This is a genomic window from Streptomyces sp. W1SF4, from assembly GCF_003950035.1.
Taxonomy (GTDB): Bacteria; Actinomycetota; Actinomycetes; order Streptomycetales; family Streptomycetaceae; genus Streptomyces; species Streptomyces racemochromogenes.
In genome coordinates this window covers 247,497-265,098 of sequence record NZ_CP034351.1, presented here as the reverse complement: position 1 = coordinate 265,098, position 17,602 = coordinate 247,497, and the positions used below count along the sequence as shown (strand labels likewise).

At 72.2% G+C, this 17,602-nt stretch carries 17 protein-coding genes and 1 pseudogene; 11 read left to right on the top strand and 7 right to left on the bottom strand.

Annotated features, from left to right (window positions below):
* Positions 1 to 191: 191 nt before the first annotated feature.
* Positions 192 to 293 (top strand): annotated as a pseudogene (locus D1J60_RS38435) (IS5/IS1182 family transposase); the annotation flags it as partial.
* A 103-nt stretch (positions 294 to 396) separates the two neighbouring features.
* Positions 397 to 822, top strand: coding sequence for a hypothetical protein (locus D1J60_RS35080; RefSeq protein ID WP_125824553.1), 426 nt, complete (start codon positions 397 to 399; stop codon positions 820 to 822).
* On the opposite strand, the gene D1J60_RS35075 is transcribed toward D1J60_RS35080, so the two are convergent.
* Positions 819 to 1,373 carry a DUF3995 domain-containing protein gene (locus D1J60_RS35075; protein WP_241253669.1) on the bottom strand — a complete coding sequence of 185 codons (555 nt, stop codon included), beginning with the start codon at positions 1,371 to 1,373 and terminating at the stop codon, positions 819 to 821. The two genes, D1J60_RS35080 and D1J60_RS35075, sit on opposite strands and share 4 nt — an antisense overlap.
* A gap of 259 nt (positions 1,374 to 1,632) precedes the next feature.
* Between D1J60_RS35075 and D1J60_RS38430 the strand changes: the two genes are divergently transcribed.
* Positions 1,633 to 1,971 carry a hypothetical protein gene (locus D1J60_RS38430; protein WP_241253668.1) on the top strand — a complete coding sequence of 113 codons (339 nt, stop codon included), beginning with the start codon at positions 1,633 to 1,635 and terminating at the stop codon, positions 1,969 to 1,971.
* A gap of 65 nt (positions 1,972 to 2,036) precedes the next feature.
* Positions 2,037 to 2,666, top strand: coding sequence for a restriction endonuclease (locus D1J60_RS38425; RefSeq protein ID WP_241253705.1), 630 nt, complete (start codon positions 2,037 to 2,039; stop codon positions 2,664 to 2,666).
* A 188-nt stretch (positions 2,667 to 2,854) separates the two neighbouring features.
* Here D1J60_RS38425 and D1J60_RS35065 read toward each other — a convergent pair whose 3' ends face one another.
* The gene (locus tag D1J60_RS35065; RefSeq protein WP_241253667.1) at positions 2,855 to 4,705 is read right to left on the bottom strand and encodes a pentapeptide repeat-containing protein; all 1,851 of its coding nucleotides are present in this window, start codon (positions 4,703 to 4,705) and stop codon (positions 2,855 to 2,857) included.
* Between the two features lie 429 nt (positions 4,706 to 5,134).
* Between D1J60_RS35065 and D1J60_RS35060 the strand changes: the two genes are divergently transcribed.
* The 3 genes from D1J60_RS35060 to D1J60_RS35050 all read left to right on the top strand — a co-directional run bounded on the left by D1J60_RS35060 (position 5,135) and on the right by D1J60_RS35050 (position 6,873).
* Positions 5,135 to 5,533 (top strand): hypothetical protein, encoded by a 399-nt coding sequence (locus D1J60_RS35060; protein ID WP_125824551.1) that lies wholly within the window; start codon positions 5,135 to 5,137, stop codon positions 5,531 to 5,533.
* Positions 5,530 to 6,189 (top strand): nucleotidyl transferase AbiEii/AbiGii toxin family protein, encoded by a 660-nt coding sequence (locus D1J60_RS35055; RefSeq protein WP_125824550.1) that lies wholly within the window; start codon positions 5,530 to 5,532, stop codon positions 6,187 to 6,189. Before D1J60_RS35060 ends, D1J60_RS35055 begins: the two co-directional genes overlap by 4 nt.
* Before the next feature lie 84 nt (positions 6,190 to 6,273).
* On the top strand, positions 6,274 to 6,873 hold the full coding sequence (locus D1J60_RS35050) for a DinB family protein (protein ID WP_125824549.1): 600 nt from the start codon (positions 6,274 to 6,276) through the stop codon (positions 6,871 to 6,873).
* A gap of 157 nt (positions 6,874 to 7,030) precedes the next feature.
* Here D1J60_RS35050 and D1J60_RS35045 read toward each other — a convergent pair whose 3' ends face one another.
* From D1J60_RS35045 to D1J60_RS35025, 5 genes are all read right to left on the bottom strand, one after another.
* On the bottom strand, positions 7,031 to 7,417 hold the full coding sequence (locus tag D1J60_RS35045; RefSeq protein WP_042804613.1) for a DUF6009 family protein: 387 nt from the start codon (positions 7,415 to 7,417) through the stop codon (positions 7,031 to 7,033).
* Positions 7,418 to 7,646: 229 nt separating this feature from the next.
* Complete coding sequence (locus D1J60_RS35040) at positions 7,647 to 9,278, bottom strand: phage/plasmid primase, P4 family (protein WP_125824548.1); 1,632 nt, start codon at positions 9,276 to 9,278, stop codon at positions 7,647 to 7,649.
* Positions 9,275 to 10,318, bottom strand: coding sequence for a bifunctional DNA primase/polymerase (locus D1J60_RS35035; RefSeq protein WP_125824738.1), 1,044 nt, complete (start codon positions 10,316 to 10,318; stop codon positions 9,275 to 9,277). The genes D1J60_RS35040 and D1J60_RS35035 overlap by 4 nt, the downstream gene beginning before the upstream one ends.
* 1,075 nt (positions 10,319 to 11,393) lie before the next feature.
* Positions 11,394 to 11,813, bottom strand: a complete 420-nt coding sequence (locus D1J60_RS35030) for a hypothetical protein (protein ID WP_125605456.1) — start codon at positions 11,811 to 11,813, stop codon at positions 11,394 to 11,396.
* 63 nt (positions 11,814 to 11,876) lie between these two features.
* Positions 11,877 to 12,587, bottom strand: a complete 711-nt coding sequence (locus D1J60_RS35025) for a hypothetical protein (protein ID WP_125605454.1) — start codon at positions 12,585 to 12,587, stop codon at positions 11,877 to 11,879.
* A gap of 1,010 nt (positions 12,588 to 13,597) precedes the next feature.
* Between D1J60_RS35025 and D1J60_RS35020 the strand changes: the two genes are divergently transcribed.
* From D1J60_RS35020 to D1J60_RS35005, 4 genes are all read left to right on the top strand, one after another.
* Positions 13,598 to 13,825, top strand: a complete 228-nt coding sequence (locus D1J60_RS35020; protein WP_125824547.1) for a hypothetical protein — start codon at positions 13,598 to 13,600, stop codon at positions 13,823 to 13,825.
* Positions 13,826 to 14,128: 303 nt separating this feature from the next.
* Positions 14,129 to 14,797, top strand: a complete 669-nt coding sequence (locus D1J60_RS35015) for a GDSL-type esterase/lipase family protein (RefSeq protein ID WP_125824546.1) — start codon at positions 14,129 to 14,131, stop codon at positions 14,795 to 14,797.
* A gap of 210 nt (positions 14,798 to 15,007) precedes the next feature.
* Positions 15,008 to 16,168: a ParA family protein gene (locus D1J60_RS35010; RefSeq protein ID WP_125601403.1), complete on the top strand. Its 1,161-nt coding sequence runs from the start codon at positions 15,008 to 15,010 to the stop codon at positions 16,166 to 16,168.
* Positions 16,165 to 17,547 (top strand): ParB/RepB/Spo0J family partition protein, encoded by a 1,383-nt coding sequence (locus D1J60_RS35005; protein ID WP_125824545.1) that lies wholly within the window; start codon positions 16,165 to 16,167, stop codon positions 17,545 to 17,547. Before D1J60_RS35010 ends, D1J60_RS35005 begins: the two co-directional genes overlap by 4 nt.
* Positions 17,548 to 17,602: the final 55 nt, after the last annotated feature.

Genomic DNA, 17,602 nt, shown 5'->3' with positions numbered 1-17,602 from the left:
ACGGAAAATTGGATCCACTGACCCGAAAGCATTCTGTCCAATTTATGCATAAATAAGTGGATATCCAGCGATTCTATTCGCTAGTTCTGCGACGATTAGTCACTGAAGATCCCAGGTTCCATACTTCGATCGCCCATCGGCTCCAGGGCTGATCGATGGCCGACGTGTAAGCGTTTGCACCGCGCCCGGATGAGGCCTGGAAGATCCTCCGTGACCGCAAGCTCAAGGGCGGCGGTGTCCACCGCGCCAGGCTCGGCATTGCACGAATACGCAGCCTCGTCCGCGCCGGATAGGCAGGTCGGCCGCGCGCGGGTTCGCCACGCCCAGGCGACGAGAAGGGCATCAGGGGTCTGCCCTTAGTCTCGTCTCTCGGAAGTCGGATGGGGTGGGTGGGGGATGGAGCAGGCGGTCTTCGAGTCCGTGGAGTACACGGACGGATGCCAGGCTTGTGGTGGCCGGGCCCAGTGGTGGGGGGTCCAGGTCCTGATGAACGGGCGGCTGCGCTGGGACACGGAATGCAGTTGCCCGGCCTGCGGGTCCGGGATGGCCGTGTGCGGGGGTGAGCTGCCCGCCGGGCTGCGGAGCCGGATGCTCGCCGAGCAGGGGCCGGCCCGGCTGCGGGTGGGGCCGTCGGCGCGGAACGCGGTGGTCATGCGGGTGCTGCGGGCCGAACTCGGCGTCGGGCTGGGGGAGGTCAGGGCCGTTCTGAGCGGGGTCCTGGCGGGGACCCACTCGGGCACGCTGCCCGAGATGGAGCTGCTGGCCCGCAGGCTGCGGGCGTCGGGCATCGATGCCGTCGCCGAGCGGGTGCGGCCGTCCTAGGGGGCCGGCCGGTCCGCGTCGCCGCGCAGTCTCGTCCAGGCGGCCAGGCCGAGCATCAGCCCCCACAGGACGAACAGCCCGTACCAGAACAGGCCCCAGGCGACCTGGGGGTGGGCGTCCTTGGCGGCGAAGGCGGGGGCGGAGACGACCCGGCCCGCGGCGAGCAGGTACTGCATCGCGAAGTAGGTGAAGCCCCACAGGGTCATGCCGGCCGAGGCGGTGAGGGACAGGGCGCAGAGCGTACGGCGCGGAAGCCGGCGGCCCCAGGGCGTGACCAGGGCGAGCGCGACGACGGCTCCCGCCACGGCGACGGCACCCATCCCCCAGTACCCGACGGCGGCCTCCCATGTGCCGTGCGGCGCGGAGGCGAAGTCCCCGGGGAACGTCGCGCCGACTCCGGCGCCCCACCAGAAGTGCGGAGCCGCGTACGCCAGGGCCGCACCCGCGGCCACGTAGCCCGCCCAGGGCCGCCGTACCGCCGTCGTGGTCGTCTCGGCCGTCGTGGTCGTCTCGGCCGTTGTGGTCGTCGTGGTCGTCGTGGTCGTCTTCATGGCTTTCCCCCGAGGTCTGGTTCTGGATTCTCGTCCGGCACGCCACCGCGTCCCGTCTGGGAAGACTCTGCCTGCCGGGCCCCCTGGAGCACGTCGGCCGCCGGGACCGTGACGTCTCCCCCGCACGGGGGAGACGTCACGGTCCGATCAAATGATGATCACAAGAGGCGACCGAATGGTGACGTGTTGTCAGCGGCGTCTGCTTTCATGGGTCAGTTGCGCGGGGAGGCGCGACGCGACCACCGAGGGGGATACGGCTGTGCCCTGGATCAACGCGTACGTGAAGTCGGACGGCACCAAGGTCAGCAGTCATTTCCGGTTGCCGCCGGGTGCCCGGCGGGAGACCGCCGTGCTGGGCCTGATCGTGGCCGGCGTCTTCATATTCGGCAACGGGCCCACAACGGCCGGGGCCGGAGCCGGGGCCGGGACGGACGCAGGACAGGGCTTACCCCAGAACCAGAACCAGAACCAGCCGGTCCCGGCCTCGACCTCGGTCTATCCGATCCGGTGGCCCGCGTGGGAGAACCAGCCGGCCCCCCGGCCGGAGCCGACGGTCTCGTACCCGATCGTCTTCCCCAGCCCGGTGAGCGGCCGGTGACCCGGCGTCGGCCCGTGAGGCGACGCGGGGCCCGCGGGCGCGGCAGGCGCGGTGGGTCGGAGGAGCTGTGGGTGCTCGGGCTGGCGGCGGCGGTGGCCTTCGCCCTGGTCGCGGCGCTGCTGTCGTGGCTGGCCGCGCATCCCTGGATCCTGGTCCTGCTCTCGGCCGCCGGGGCCGGTGCCGGCTGGGTGTGGTGGGTGCGGCGGCGGGAAGCGGCGCGGTGGGAGCGGGTCCGGGCCCAGGGGCTGCGGTACGCCGTCGAGCAGCTCGACGGACTCCACTACAACGACTTCGAGTTCGCCGTACGGGACCTCATGCACCGCGACGGCTGCTCCGACGCGCAGAAGGTGGGCGGCCGGGGCGACAACGGCGCGGACGTGAAGGCCACCGACCCCTACGGCCGCCGCTGGGTGATCCAGTGCAAGCACCGCAGGGCCGGCTGGTCCGGGTCCGCGGTCGGCACCCCCGACCTCCAGGTCCTGAACGGCACCGGCCGACAGGTCCACGGCGGGGACGTCCTGGTGATGCTCACCAACGGGCGGTTCTCGGGCCCCGCCCGGGAGTTCGCCAAGTCCCAGCGGCTCCACCTCGTCGACCGCCACCTGCTCGCCCAGTGGGCCGGCGGGTCCCGCCCCCTGTGGGAACTCCTGCGTGCCGTCCCGCCGCCGCCCCGCAAGCCCACGCCCCTCTCGTAGCGGCGACGAGGAGTAGGCGTCGGCTAGGCCGTGTCTTCCGGATCTTGCCGGTTAAGCCCGCGTCGTCCGGTGCCGTGCCTCGGCGCGTTGGCGGGGCGCCCTTGTACTGGACGTACTCGGGTGCACCGCCAACGCGGCGAGGTGCGGTGCCGGGCGGCGCGGGTCAGGCAAGATCCGGAAGACACGGCCTAGCGCTTCAGTCGGCTGCGGACGGCCAGGACGGCGAGGCCGAGGAGGGCCGGCTCGGTGAGGCGGGACGCCATCTCGGTGTAGGTGCCGGCGGTGGTCAGGTTCTGGCCGGAGGAGCGGAAGACCACCGAGTTGACGACCACCCGCAGGGACTTCTCGAACCGGTCGGTCGTCAGCCGCTCGCGGTAGGGGCCGTCCGGGTTGGCCGGGCCGGGGAGGTCGGTGGTCATCGTGATGCTGCGGCCGGCGACCGTGCCGGTGGTCCTCGGCTTCGGGTCGTTCCGCGGCAGGCCCCACAGCATCATCGCCAGCACGGTGACGGTCATGGCCGCCAGGAGCCAGCCCAGGGCGCGCGAAGCCCGCTGCCCGTAGCCGGACAGCGCCCAGTACGCGGTGAGCAGGCTTCGCTCGGCCCGGGGGATGTCGTCGGCGTGGCGGCGCATCTCCATCTCGCCGTAGTAGAAGTCGGCGGCACCCGGTTCGTGCTTGCCGTCCTCGAAGGCCTTGCGCAGCTGCCGGTACACCGGGGCCAGTACCGCCGGCTCCAGCACCTCCTCCCCCGCCGGCGCGGGCGTCCAGCCGTCGGCCGCCCGGCCGCGGGTGGCCCGCCAGTGGTGCTCCTCGGCCAGCGTCCGGCGCGGGGTCCAGCGCACGGGCCGTATCCCGCGTCGGCGCAGGCCGGCGGGGGCGGCGGCGAAGGCGTACGTCCCTTCGAGCCGGAGCTGGTCGAGGTGGACGGTTCCGGCGAGCAGGCACGCGGTGAGGTCCACGCCGGTCAGCACCAGGTGCGCGGCGTCCACTCCCCGTAACGACATGATCCGCACGCCGTCGTCCGGGCGGCCGGGCCCGCCCGAGAGGCCCGCTTCGTCCGGTTCCCCGCCGTCCACGGCGAACGGCCGGGGCCGGGCGCTGATGCTCAGCGGGCTCTCGACGACCGCGTCGCAGAGGTCCACGGCCGCGTACCGCAGCCGGAGCGCCGCCGTGGAGGCCCACCGCGTGCGCCGGCACCGTACGGCCGCCGCGGCGGCCTCCAGCGTCATGGCGGACCCGAACACCGCCTCGGACAGGTCCAGCGTCCCCGCGCAGACCAGCGGGCCGAGCCGGGCGGAGCCCTCGAACGCCGCCCCCGCGAACGACATCCGGCCCCCGGCCGTCAGCCTGCGGAGCGTGGTGCCGCCGCTGATCCGGGCCCGGTCGAAGTGGCAGTCGCCGCCGACGCGGGCCCGGTCGAGGGAGAGGAAGCCGTCGACCTCGATGCCTTTGAACCCCGCGTCCCGCCCGGTCTTCAGCCCGTCGAAGACGGCGCGGCCGCCCACGCGCATGCGCTCGAACGAGGCCCTGCCGCCGACCTCCGCTCCCTCGAACACGGCACGCCTGCGGACCCTCATCCGTTCGAAGGCGGCGTCGCCGCCGATCCTCACCTGCCGGAAGAGGGCGCGGCTGCCGATCTCGGCCCGGTCGAAGGAGACGTCGCCGGTGATCTCGGCCCCGTCGAACAGGGCGTCGCCGTCGATCCGCGCCAGGTCGAAGCGCACGGCGCCGGGGAACACCGCCTCCTCGAACCGGGCCTGGCCGATGCGCGGGCCGGGCGTGGAGGGCTCCGTGAGCGCGGTGAGGAGTTCGCCGAGCAGCCCTTCGGTGAGGTGGGTGCCGCGGTGGTCGAGGTCGGCTCCGGGCCGCAGTCCCGCGAGGTGGGCGACGCGTTCGGCGTCGGGAAGGTGGGCCAGGCAGACGGGGTACGGCTCGACCCGCCGGCCCCGGCATCCGGCGCCGCCCGGCAGGGCGTCGGCGCAGAGCGGCCATGACGGTACGTCCGGTGCGGCGGTACGGCGGTACGGGGCAGCGGTCATGCCCGTGAGACGTGGGGCGGCGAGCGGCCGGTTGCGGCGGGCGCGCATGAGGCGTCCGCCCGGGGGCGGGGGCCCCGGAGGCCGGAGAGCGGGGCCCTGGAGGCCGGGGACCGGAACCCCGGAGGCCGGAGGGCGGAACCCCGCAGGCCCGGGACCGGAACCCCGAAGGCCGGGACCCCGAAGGCCGGGACCCCGGGGCCGGGGACCGGCGGCGGCCGGGGCATGCCCTCCGGCCGGAGGGCGGAACCCCGAAGGCTGGGGACCGGAACCCCGAAGGCCGGGATCCCGGGGCCGGGGACCGGGACCCCGAGCGCCGGGACCCCGGGGCCGGGGACCGGCGGCGGCCGGGGGCATGCCTCCGGGCCACCCGTGAGCGGGATGACGCGGCTGCGGTACCGGGGGCGGGCGGGACGGGGGATAATCGGGGGCATGGTCGCGTCGTACTCCCCCACCTCCGGTCCGTCGGCGGCCGAGGTGCTGCGCACCCGGTACGCGGGCCGGCTGCCCGCCGCCCTCGACGAGCTGGCGGGCCCCGAGCACGGCGTGGTCGAGCTGCCCCTGCACGTCGCCTGGTCCGGGCTGCGTTCCTATGACCTGGACCGGCCGCGCCTGCGGATGGGGCTGTACCGCACGGTCCTGGCCGAGGGGCAGCACGAGGACCTGGTCAAGCTCCTCAACCGCGACCTGCTCGCCGCCCAGTGGCCGGTGCTGCGCACGCTGGTCAGCCGGCACGTCCGGCAGGTCTGGGAGGAAACCTTCCCCGAGCTGGCCCCGGCACAGGCCCCGGCCCCCGCATCGGCTTCCGCAGCCGGCCCCGCGGCCGCGTGAAGCTCAGCGGACTGCACCGGCGGCTCCTGGACGCCGTGATCGACATCGGCTCCCCGTACCCGCTCGTCCTCGCCGGCGGGTACGCGGTCCAGGCCCACGGCCTGGTCGAGCGCGTCAGCCAGGACCTCGACGTGGCCACCGAGAACCCCGCCCCCATGGCCGACATCGCCGCCGGCCTGGAGCACGGCCTGGCCGCACGCGGCTGGCGCGTGGAGACCATCGCGGTGGACCCGCTCTCGGCCCGGCTCGTGGTCACCGATCCCGCCACCGGCGAGCGCTGCGAGGTCGACGTCCTCAAGGAGCACTTCTGGACCCCGCCGGCCCGGACCGAGTACGGGCCCGTCCTCGCCCTCGACTCGGTCATCGGCACGAAGGTGCGGGCCCTGGCCGACCGCGGCACCGCGCGCGACCTCATCGACGTCCACGCCGCCTCCCGGCACCGCACCCGGGGCGAACTCGAGCGGCTCGGCGAACGGCACGGCCGTGACGAGTTCCGCCTCTGCGACCTCCGCGACCGGCTCGCGGGCGCGGAATGGACCGACGACGAGGAGTTCACCGCCTACGGCCTCACCGAGCCCGAGACGGCCGCGCTCCGCGCGTGGGCGCTGGACTGGGCCACCGACCTCGACCGGCGCCTCCACGACGGCGAGGGCTGAACCCGCGTCGTCCCGCGCCAGTGCCGGGCCCGCGCCGCGAAAATGCCGGGGAGACGGACCGGCGGTGGTGCGAGACTCGGCTCCATGAAGCCCAATGACCCCAAGGACGACCTGCACCGCTACCTCAAGGCGGCCCGCGAAGCGGTCGTCTGGAAGCTGGACGGACTGTCCGAGTACGACGTCCGCCGCCCCCTGACGCCGACCGGCACCAACCTCCTCGGCCTCGTCAAGCACCTCGCCAGTGTGGAGCTCGGCTACTTCGGCCCGACCTTCGGTCGTCCGCACGGCGAGTCCCTGCCCTGGTACGAGGAGGGCTCCGAGCCCAACGCGGACATGTGGGCGACCACCGACGAGTCGCGCGAGGACGTCCTCGGCCTCTACCGCCGCGCCTGGGCGCACGCGGACGCGACGATCGAGGAGCTGCCGCTGGAGGCGATGGGCCGCGTCGCGTGGTGGGGCGAGAACGGCGACGTGACGCTCCAGCGGGTCATGCTGCACATGACGGCCGAGACGAACCGGCACGCCGGCCACGCCGACATCGTCCGCGAGCTGATCGACGGCACGGTCGGCATGCGGAAGGACAACGGCAACATGGACGGCGGTGACGAGCTCTGGTACCAGGAGTACCGCGACCGCCTGGAGGCGTCCGCCCAGGAGGCCGAGGCCCGGCACGGCTCGCGCTGAAACCGTCCGCACAGGCCGCACAGGCCGGACCGTCCGGACCCTGCCGTTCCTCTTCAGTCCCTGCCCGTTCCCGCAGGTCAGAGCGCTGACGTCAGGGACTCAGGGACTGAAGGGACCGAATTTTCGAATTGCGTACGTACGGGCGCGCGGGCCCGCGTCAGGCGACGGTGCGCGTGGCCGCGCCCGCGGCTCCGCGCTGCGACCGCTCCGTCTTCATGCCGACGTGCCGCGGCTCGACCGTACGTGGGTCCACCGCCTCGCCGGGGGCGCCGGCCCGGTACAGGCCGTCCGGTTCCGCGTCGCGGTCGTGCGGGAGGAGGTAGAAGACGCGTCGCTTCTGGAGCCCGCTGTCGGGGTCGGCCTCCGCGCTGTCGCACAGTTCGGCGAAGCCGACCATGCGGCCGTCGCGGTAGTAGCGGGGCTTGCCGCGCCTGCGCGGGGTCTTGTCGAGGGCCTGGCGTACGTAGTCGAGCTGTGCGGGGTCTTCCAGCCACACCACCTTGTCCTCGTGGGTGAGATCGCTTGCTTGAAGTAGCGAGCTCATGGCCTTGGTCCCTTCTCTGTCTGACGACGTACGTGTTGCGCGGTCCGGAGTGACCACGCTACCGGTCGCCGGGCCCGGGCTATCGCGGTGCGCGGGGCGGCGTCCTGCGGCGTGCTCATCGGTTGCGTGTCCATGGTAGGTGGCCGGATGCGGTCGCGGACAGTAGATCCGGGCGGTTCACCCCCGGGCTGCCCCGTTCGCCGGGCGCGCGCGTCCGCCTCGTACCAGCTCATCCGGACTCGTCCGCGAGCAGGGCGAGGCCGGGGTAGAACTTCTGGCCGTTCGAGCGGAGCATCTCCCCGGGCGAGGAGATGCCGACCTCGGCGCGGATGCGGGTCGCGAAGGCGCGGGTGGTGGCGGGGCGCAGGCCCTCGCCCTCCTGGCACCAGGTGCTGTACGCGCGGTACAGGGCGCCCTGTTCGACCTTGAAGTCCCGCGGCTCCTCGCTCCCGTCGCCGCTGGTGCAGCATTCGGCGAGGAAGCGCCCGATGTGGTCCTCGGTGGTGGCGTAGGCCTGGGTGGCGGTGCGCACGACGGTGGGGCCGGTGAGGGAGGGCTTGGTCCGGAGGTAGGCCATGGCGCCCTGGATCATCCAGTGGAGGATGCCGGGACCCTCGTGGTTGACGAGTTCCTCCGCCAGGTTGTCGATCTTGCGGTGGTCCGGGACGACCTTGTCGAACGGGATGAGGCGGATGCGGCGCCAGAACGCGTGTCCGCCGGTGCCGACTTCGGGACGGTGGTTGCCGAGCAGCCAGAGCTTGTGGGTGGGCTCGAAGCTGAAGTAGTCCTGGCGCATGCGGCGGGCCTTGAGCCGGTCGCCGCCCGTGAGGAGCTTGACGCGGGCCTCGTCGAACTTGTCGTGGGGCTTGAGCTCGCTGCACACGAACAGGCGACGGCCGTGGAGTTCGGTGAGCTCGGTCGAGTGCTCGTTGAACTTGCCGCGCTCCATCAGGAAGCCGGGCGGGGCGACGTCCGCGTAGTCGCCGAGGATCTTGATGACGATGTCCATGAGCGCGGACTTGCCGTTGGCGCCGATGCCGTAGAGGAACGGCAGGACCTGGCCGCCGACGTCGCCGGTGATGGAGTAGCCGAGCAGGAGATGGACGAAGGTGATCATCTCCTTGCCCTTGTCGTCGTCGCCGAAGGTCTCCGTCAGGAAGCGGGCGAAGCGGGGCGTGGGGCTGGCCTCGGGCGCGAGGTAGGTCGCGCGCGAGTGCAGGTCCCTGAGCGGGTCGGGCTTGCGGAGTTCACCGGTGCGCAGGTCGACGACGCCGGCCGGGGTGCACAGGGCGTACTTGTCGCCGTCGAGGGTGTCGGGGTCCAGGGCCAGTTCCGGGGAGGCCTTGGCCTGGGACAGCATGGCCTTGACCCCGGAGGTCGACATGGCGCGCTTGCGGTGCTGGGCCAGCTCGCGGTCGGTGAAGAGGCCGCGCGGGTCGTGCAGTGGCATCTCCTCGGCCATGTCGCCGGCGGCCCAGATCGCCGCCTTCTCGCCGCCGGTGCGCTTCCAGCGGTACTCGTCCCACACGTACCAGCCGAGGCCCTCGACGTGGCGGAAGCGGTGGTTGTGGAGGTGGGCGAAGAGCTTGGCGTTGCCCCGGTCGGTGAGGTTGACGAGCAGGCCGGCCTGGACGAAGTCGTCGGGCCGGGGCGGGGTGGTGGCGGGCGTGGAGACCTGCTGGGCGGGCAGCTGGGCCGTCTCGGCTCCCCCGGTCGCGGTCGCGGGGCTCACGGCCGTGCCGGCAGCGGTCCCCCCGGCAGCCGCTCCGGCACCCGTCCCGGCTCCCGTCTCGGCCGCGAAGACCGCGAGCTGCTCGGCGGCGGCGTGCGCGTCGAAGCCCGTGCTTCCTGCGCTGCTCATGAACGTCCCTTGGGGTGGATGGGGCGGTGGCTGCCGGCGCGGAGCGCGGAGTCGATGACGAGTCGGTTGCGGCCCGCCCGGCCCGGGCGGGCCGCGTCCGCGGCTTCGGCGAGGAGGCCGACGCATTCGGGCAGCGTGATGTGGCCCCCGGCCGCGAGGCCGCCGGCGGTGAAGGCCGCCCGGTTGAGCTTCTCGCTGAAGGCGGTGCCCGAGGGCGCGTGGGCGCAGTCCCGGACTTCGGCGAGGAGGGGGCCGAGGATGCGGTGGGCGTCGCCGGATCCAGGGCCGGATCCGGTCATGGTGGGCCGGGCCCCTGCGGCCCGCTGCGGCCTCGTCAGCGGCTGCGGCGCGGGGACGGCGGGGTGGTGCCCGGTGCGGGCGAGTTCGGCGCTCAGCCACAGCGGCAGGGGCGCGGGGGTGCGGGAGCCGGGCAGGGCTTCGTAGGCGCCGTGGGCGGTCCGCGTACCGGGCGCGACGATGTAGCCGCCGGTGGCCCGGACGTCGACCTGCCAGGCGAGGGCCGTACGGCTGCCCGTGCCGGTGGAGGAGCGGACGGCCGGGCTGCCCAGGGGGGCGCGGTACCAGATGTGCAGGCCGCCGCTGGGGGTGCGTACGCGCAGGGTGCCGGTGTCCTGGGCGGGGTCGGGCCGGCGGCGGACGGCGGCCAGGAGGGCGAGGGTGTCGTAGCCGGAGCCGAGGCCGGTGAGGTCGACGCGGTCGTCGATCGGGATGCCGGGCAGCAGGCGTCCCCGGTCCGGCAGCGGGGCCGGGTGCGTGTCGACGTCGATGACGACGAGGCCCGCCGGGCCGCAGGAGACGCCGACACCGAACCCCGGCTCCTGGCGCCACCAGTCCCTGATGACGGCCTCGTCCGTGGTCGCGGCGTGGAAGCCGTGGCACCAGCGCCCGCGCCCCGTGCAGGGGCAGTCGGCGGGGGCGTGCCGCTGTTCCCGGCAGGCGGTGCAGTTCCCGGCGGGCGTCTTGGTCCCCGGGGCGAGGGGATGGACGGGCATGCCCCTGGCCGCCAGCCAGAGCGCCACCTCAAGGCCGTGCGCGTGCGCGTGTCCCGTGCCCGTGCCGACGGCTGCCGCTGGTGGCGGCGTTGCGCTGTGGGCTGGCACGTGTGTCTTCCTTGGCGGTGCGGCTGGGCTTGGTTCGACTGTGTGGGCTGGTCCGGGCGTTGGCCCCGGTCCCGGCAGGGACTGAAGGGACCAAACTTTCACAATGCCGGAGCCTAGCGCAGCGACACGCCGAAGCGGCGCAGGCCGCTGCGACTGTTTTGATTTTTCAGTCCCTTGAGTCCCTCCGGGCAAGGTGCTGCGCCGTAGGGCGGTCGAAGGGCGGCCTGAGGGCGGTCCGGGGCCACCCGGCAGGCCTGCGCGGCGGATTGCCACGGATCGCCGGTTATGACCGAATCTTGGGTCAGGGACTGAAGCGGGAGCGGAGTCCTGGGCCCCCTCCCCCCTCATCCCCGCTCCCCCCGCAACAGGGTCGGAACACCCCGTCAGTCCCTGTTCCGTCCCTGTCGCTTCGGTCACTGACAAACCTGCAGGTCAGCCGGTTTCTCTCGTCGGCTGGAGGGACTGAACAGGGACCGAAGGGACTCAATTTTCTAGTTATGACGTGGATATGAACATGTACTGCTTACGCCCGCGCATACACGCACGCACGTAAAGGCTGGAAGAGTGAATTCTCAGTCCCTTCAGTCCCTGCCATCGTAAGCGGATAGCCTCTGACCTGCGGAAACGCAGAGGGACTGAGGGACCGAGGGACTCAGGGACCGAAGGCGGGGTCGCGGCTTCCTTCCCGAGACCCTGCCCTGGGGCCGTTGCCAGGGAGACTGCGCTTCGGTCCCTGGGCAACGGACGGCGGGCGAGGGACCGAACGGGAGAGGGACCGACGCTGGTCAGCCGGCGCCCGGCCGCAGGATCGGGACTGACCGCCGCCGACGGTCTCCGGGTCCTCGCGTCGCACGCTTCCGGTTCAGCCGCCCAGCCGGGGACGCGACGGATATAGTGGGGGGACGAGTTACTCAGGCGCGAGGGGCCCTCCACGATGTGGAGGGCCCCTCGTCTCGTCCTGGCTCCGGCGTCCCGGAGCGTCTGCTGTGGCGACTCAGGCGACCTGGAGCTTCGGGCGGCCCGCCGACGGGCTGGGCGGGGCCTGGTGGTACGTCGGCAGCTTCAGGTTGGGCAGGTCGCCGGCCTGGATGCGGACGAGGGCCGCACGGAAGGCCGCCTCCATGCTCTCGGGGCTCTCGTACTTGGCCGCCAGCGGGTGGAGCCGGTAGGAGTTGCCGTTGCGCTCCTCGCTGCGCGGCCGCAGCACGATGTTCAGCTCGCACAGCGGCGCCATGAGCCCGCTGACGGCCTGCGGCGTGACCCCGTACTCGGCCGCCATGTCCTTCTGCCGGACCGCCAGCGCTCCCCCGAAGTCGCTGCGGGAGACCAGGTACTGGAGGAACTTGACGGCGGACCCTGACAACGGCAGGGCCCAGATGCGCTCCGCGACGATCGGAGACATGACGTTAGCCATGGGAGAGCCTTCCTCGTGAGCGGTGGCGGTGGTCCCTGGTGGAGGACGGGCCTGGGAGCACTATCACCCGGTACGTTTCCTTCCGCGATAGTCGGCTGCCGCCCCGAAGTCGAGGTCCAGTTCCTCCTGATGGGCACCTTGAGGGCCCACAGCGTAGGGGAAGGCCTCGACGTCGTGCTCGTGCCGACCGGCGATCTCGGCGAGTACGTCGTGCTGCGCGGTGCTGTTGCCGTGGAACCACAGGCGTACGTTGAGCTGGATCCGGCCCCTGCCCGCCTTCTCCACCCAGTTGTAGCCGCACAGCGCCTGCACGGCACGGTTGACGGTGGAACGCGTGATCATCTTGCCGCCCTTCTGAGCGGCGATCTTGTTCAGCCCGTCGGTGATCTCCTGTTGGGTGTACGGGGTGACGCCGGTCCCCGGCACCTGGCCCCCGGCCACGAAGAGGAAGACGCAGAGCTGGGACTTGGTGATGCTGTTCGCGACGGCGAGCTGCGCGAGCAGCTGGGTGAACCAGTTGCTGGCCAGGCTGTAGCCGGAGCCCCCGGCCATGTCGTGGACGGCCTTCGGATCGGCCGCGTACTCGAAGTGCACGCCCTTGAGCCGTCGGCGGCCCCCGGGGTCTGCCGTCGCGGCGACCTCGGCGACCTTCTCCCCGAGCTGCTGGCCCAGGACGGCAAGGATGTCTCCGTACTCGGCTTCGTTCCCCGCGGAGGTGGGTGCGGGAACGGCCCGGGGCCCGCGCCGGCGACGGGCGGGCGGATCAGATGTCACGTGACCTCCTCGTTACTCAGGCGGTCCGAGAGTATCCAGAAAATCAACCTGTGCTTGTCTTTTGACGCGGCGACGCGCCGGAGGCGACCTGTGGGCGCCGTCCTGTTCGAACGCGGCGACGAAAGTACACGGGGGCTGTAGTTTCCGAGCCCGTGGCCACCAGAAGTACACGCCTGCTTGATTTCGGTTGCCGCGATGACGGCACGTACGTGCAGCGGCCACGCATGCCGGTGGGCAGTCCGGGCTCCTCGGTGGAGCGCGCTGACCTGCGGTTCCGCCCGCCTGCCGAGTGCTCGTCAAAAATCAACCACTGCTTGAGTTTTCCGCCGAATGTGCCCGCCAGGTACACACTCGGCGCCCCCGAACGTGTCCTGGGGGACACACACCCTCGGCCAAAACCGCAGGTCAGAGCCCCGCAAACGCCGCCGCCTCTTACTAAAAGAGCAACCCCGACGAACGCCGCCCCGGCCCGTTCCCTCCCCCGCGTGGGTCCCTCAGGCCGCACACCCCCGGCCAGCAGCCCCTCTCCTATCCCTCTCCTTCTCCTTCTCCTTCTCCCACTCCCCCGCCTCGGCCGACACACCCTCACCCCCTCCTGCCCGCAGTCGGCATGCCGGCGTCTGCCTCCCCCACCCCGGCCTCGTCCGGCATCAGCCACGGTCTGCCCCTGCCCTCGTGCCCAGTGAGGGCGCCCAGCGCCCGAGGGGTGCACCGGCGACCGTCAGGGAGCCGGGGCAGGGCGCGAGGGGGAGCGGGTCCAGGGCGCCGGAGCGCCTGGCGAGGGGGTCTGGGGGGCGAGCAGCCCCCCATGCTGCGGCCGGTCCAGCGCGGCCAGGCGCTGGCGGGGTCCAGGGGCTGGCCCCTGGGATCGACGACCCGCAGCCGACGGCCGACAAGAACTCCGGCCAGAACGCGTACGGCTTCCTCGGCAGCGACTGCATCTTTCGGCCTACTGGGTTTTCGGTCCTGTGGAGGACGCTTCCACGGCACCGCCGCGAGAGGGTTTGTTCGTGCGAACAACCATCGGATACACGATCGAAAGCATCGGCTACGTCATCGGGGCCCAGAGCCTCGTCGGCTTCGTTTCCCGGACCTTCTTCGGCACGGAGTGGGGCTGGCTGCACAAGGTCGTCGACCTTCCCTCCACCGCCTACCTCGGCGTCATCGCCGTGGGGCTGGCACTCGTCGCCGGCGGGGTCACGACGCGGAAGACAGCCGGACGCCAGGAGGCGGCCTGACGCCGGAAAGCTCCCTCGGGCGCTCACGGGCACACCAATGCAGCGACACGGCCCGTTTTCCGGCGCAACGGACAAAAATCGACCGACAGAACGGCCCCTCTGAGCGCCGATCCCAACTCCCCCGGTGTCCCGCGACCTTCCGGGCCATCAGAGGCCGCCAGCTGGCCGCACAGGGCTTTTTGGCGAAGACCGACGCCCCTCCGGAGCTCCTCGGCGGGGCGTCGGTGGGGTGTCGGCGGGGTCTGGGACCTTTCGAGGGTCCCCCCTCCCCCGCCCGAGCCCAAGCGACTTCGAGGAGCACACATGACGATCACCATCCGACCCGGAAGCACCGTCATGTTCACCGGTGACTCCATCACCGACTGCCAGCGGCTGGAGAGCGAGGACGGTCTCGGGTTCGGCTACCCGCTGCGCGTCGCGGGCGAGTGGGGATTCCGGCACCCCGACCGGCCCGTCACCTGGCTGAACACGGGGATCAGCGGCCACAAGGTGACGGACCTGGAGGCCCGTTGGCGGACGGACGTGCTCGACGCGCGCCCCGACCTGGTATCGATCCTCGTCGGCGTCAACGACATGGGCTGGCACACGATCGACCCCGAGGGACACGTCATCCCCGCCGAGGAGTTCGAAGCGGGTTACGACCGGCTCCTCGCCCCGCTCGCCGAGGCGGGCACCGGGCTGATCCTCATCGAGCCGTTCCTCCTGGCGATCCGCGGCGTCGTCGAGGCCGGTGCCGCGCGCATCGGGGAGGGGGAGCGGAAGCAGTGGCGCACCGACCTGGACCCGAAGATCCAGGCCGTGCGCAGGCTCGCCCGCCGGTACGGCGCGCATCTGATCGCCGCCGACGGCATGTTCGCCGAGCTCAGTACGACGACCGGGGCCGGGCCGGAGTACTGGGCCGCAGACGGTGTACACCCGATACCGGCCGGCCATGCCGCACTCGCGGCGGCGTGGCTGCGCCTGGTCGCCTGAGGGCCTGAACGGATCGGACGCTCCGGGCCCCCCGGAACGCGACCGCAGCGGCGGCCGCGTCGAGGACGGCTGGCCGCCCCGCACCCCCTCGGCAACGGGTCTCCGGGCCAAGGTAACCGGTGACCTTTGACAGCAATCCGCCCTATACCTGGGCAACATATTTCGGTGTGCCTCTTCGCCTTCCCGCCGGAAGGTTAGTAAGGTACCCGCATGACCGCCCCATACGATCCGGAAGTCAGGGAAAAGGTAGTTGCCAAGCTGCCGGCGTCCCTGAGGCAGGAACTCAAGGTCCGCGCAGCCCAGTTGGGCGTGGACATCCAGGACGCCGTCACCGAGGGCATCCACGCCTGGCGCGCCGACGCATCGGCCGCCACCCCCGTGGACACCTCCGGCGCCTCCTCCTTCTCCACCTACCTCCCCACCGGCCTGTACGGGGAGTTCAAGGACGACTGCCGTACGAGGGAGATCCCGTACAACCAGGGCGTCGCCCAGTCGATCCGCCTCTGGCTCGACACCCACCCCTCCCCCATGGGCCGCCGCCGGCCGGCCAACGAAGGCGCCCGCCGGGTCGTGGTCTGCAACCAGAAGGGCGGCGTCGGCAAGAGCGCCATCAGCAACGGTGTCTCCCAGGCCCTCGCCGAGACGGGCGCGCGGGTCTGCGTCATCGACTTCGACCCCCAGGGCCACCTCACCCGCCACCTCGGTGCCGAGATGCTCGGCATCAAGGAACCCAGCCTCGCCAAGCACATGCTCGGGGAGATCGAGGGCCGGGTCCGCGACCTCCTCGTACCCATCGAGCACGGCGTCTTCGCCGGCCGCCTCTTCCTCCTCCCGTCCTGCAAGGACGCCTTCCTCCTGGACGCCCGGCTGGCCACCACCCGCCACGTGCGCACCAAGGAGACGGCGCTGGAGAAGGCGCTCGAAGAGCTGGAGAAGGAGTTCGACTACATCGTCGTCGACTGCCCGCCCAGCCTCGGCTACACCATGGACACCGCCCTCTACTACGCCCGCACCCGCGAGGGCGAGGCACCGAAGACCTCCGGCATCGTCGTGCCCGTCCAGGCCGAGGACACTTCCGCCGACGCGTACGACATGCTCAGCGAGCAGCTCGAAGACCTCATCGACGACCTCGACATCGACATCGCGCAGCTCGGCTTCGTCGTCAACCTCTACGACAGCCGCAAGGGCTACGTCGTCACCTCCTCCCTCAACAGCTGGAAGGAGTTCGGGGACCCGCCCGTCATCACCGTCATCTCCGACCTGAAGGAGCAGCGCGAGGCCGTGCGCGTCAAGCTGCCCCTGCTGCACTACGCACCGGACTGCGAGCAGTCCGAGGCCATGCGTGAGATCGCCCGGAGGATCGCGGTATGAGCAAGAGCGACCTCCTCGGCACCGGGGCGGCCTTCAGCAACGCGCGCCGCGCCGGCGGCCGCAGCGAGCGGGGGCGGGCCAAGGCCCTCGCGCAGGGCGACGTACCGGCGTACGAGCTGATCCGCGTCCCCCTCGACCAGGTCTCCCCCACTCCCCTCAACCCGCGCCGCAACTTCGGCACGGACGAGGAGAAGACCCGCTTCGGCGAGGAGCTGCGGCAGGCGCAGCTGTCGGCCTGTGTGGTCGTCGGCCGCGAGGCCTACCTCGGCTTGTGGCCGGACCACGCGTCGCGGATCGGGCCGGCCGCGTACGTCCTCATCAACGGCGAGCGCCGTTTCCGCAGCGCCGTGCACGTGGGGCTGGAGTCGCTGGACTTCGTCGTGCGCGACGACCTGGCGGTGTCCCGCGCGGACTTCATCGACCACCTGCTGGCGGAGAACCTCGAACGCGAGGACTTCGACGTCATCGAGCGCGCCCGAGGTGTGCAGCAGCTCGTCGACATCTGCGCGGAGCAGGGCCGGGAGCACGGGGCGAAGTCGCGGGCGGCGGAACGGCTGGGGAAGTCCCCGTCGTGGATCACCAACCAGCTGGTACTGCTGGAACTCCCCGAGGAGATCCAGGCGATGCTGAGCTCCGGGGACATGCCGGAGCGGGACGGGCGCCTGCTGGCGCGGGCGGCGAAGGAACGGCCGGGCGTGGACGCGGCTTCCCTGCTGGACCTGCTCCAGGAGAACAAGGCGCAGGAGGCCCGGGCGAAGGCCGCCCAACGCGAGATCCTGCGCGAGGCCCGTGACGCGGCGCCGGCGGCGGCGCCGGTAGCGGCCCCCGTCCCGGCTCCCGTACCCGCCCCCGTGCCGGCTCCCGCCCCCGTGCCGGCTCCCGCCCCCGTGCCGACTCCCGCCCCCGTGCCGACTCCCGCCCCCGTCCCGGCTCCCGCCCCCGTCCCGGCTCCCGCCGCGGCGGTGGTTCCCGCCGAGCCGGGCCCGGCAGTCGTCGACGCCCTGGAGGACACTGCTCCGGAGCCCCGACTTTTGTCCGCGGACAAAAGTCAGGACCCGCAGCCGCAGCCGCAGCCGGAGACCCGCCCGGAGCCGGAGTCGGCAGCCGTGGTGGAAGCTCCGGCTCCGCTCGCGGTGACCCCCACTCCCCCGCCGGAGCCGGTCATCGCCCCCACCGAGCCGGAGCCGGACGGCGAGCCGGAAACCGAGCCGGAGATGGCGATCCCGGGACAGGCGAAGAGCAGCGCGACGGCTCCGCTCGCATGGGGTGACCCCCAGGCGGTCTTCGAGGCGATCCGCCAGAACATGCCCCCGAGGCAGCGGGCGGAGCTGACCATGCTCCTCATCGACAGCAACGGCAGGACGACCGGCAACCGCTGACCGCCCCGCCCCTCGTGCTGACGACGGCCCGACTTTTGTCCGCGGACAAAAGTCG

What these genes read in the sequence shown, in the direction of transcription:
- D1J60_RS35060 (WP_125824551.1), top strand. Translation starts at nt 5,135, where the DNA reads ATGGTCGCGTCGTACTCCCCCACCTCCGGTCCGTCGGCGGCCGAGGTG.
- D1J60_RS35065 (WP_241253667.1), bottom strand. Translation starts at nt 4,705, where the DNA reads ATGACCGCTGCCCCGTACCGCCGTACCGCCGCACCGGACGTACCGTCA.
- D1J60_RS35030 (WP_125605456.1), bottom strand. Translation starts at nt 11,813, where the DNA reads ATGGCTAACGTCATGTCTCCGATCGTCGCGGAGCGCATCTGGGCCCTG.
- D1J60_RS35040 (WP_125824548.1), bottom strand. Translation starts at nt 9,278, where the DNA reads ATGAGCAGCGCAGGAAGCACGGGCTTCGACGCGCACGCCGCCGCCGAG.
- D1J60_RS35045 (WP_042804613.1), bottom strand. Translation starts at nt 7,417, where the DNA reads ATGAGCTCGCTACTTCAAGCAAGCGATCTCACCCACGAGGACAAGGTG.
- D1J60_RS35015 (WP_125824546.1), top strand. Translation starts at nt 14,129, where the DNA reads ATGACGATCACCATCCGACCCGGAAGCACCGTCATGTTCACCGGTGAC.
- D1J60_RS35075 (WP_241253669.1), bottom strand. Translation starts at nt 1,373, where the DNA reads ATGAAGACGACCACGACGACCACGACGACCACAACGGCCGAGACGACC.
- D1J60_RS35080 (WP_125824553.1), top strand. Translation starts at nt 397, where the DNA reads ATGGAGCAGGCGGTCTTCGAGTCCGTGGAGTACACGGACGGATGCCAG.
- D1J60_RS35010 (WP_125601403.1), top strand. Translation starts at nt 15,008, where the DNA reads ATGACCGCCCCATACGATCCGGAAGTCAGGGAAAAGGTAGTTGCCAAG.
- D1J60_RS35050 (WP_125824549.1), top strand. Translation starts at nt 6,274, where the DNA reads ATGAAGCCCAATGACCCCAAGGACGACCTGCACCGCTACCTCAAGGCG.
- D1J60_RS35005 (WP_125824545.1), top strand. Translation starts at nt 16,165, where the DNA reads ATGAGCAAGAGCGACCTCCTCGGCACCGGGGCGGCCTTCAGCAACGCG.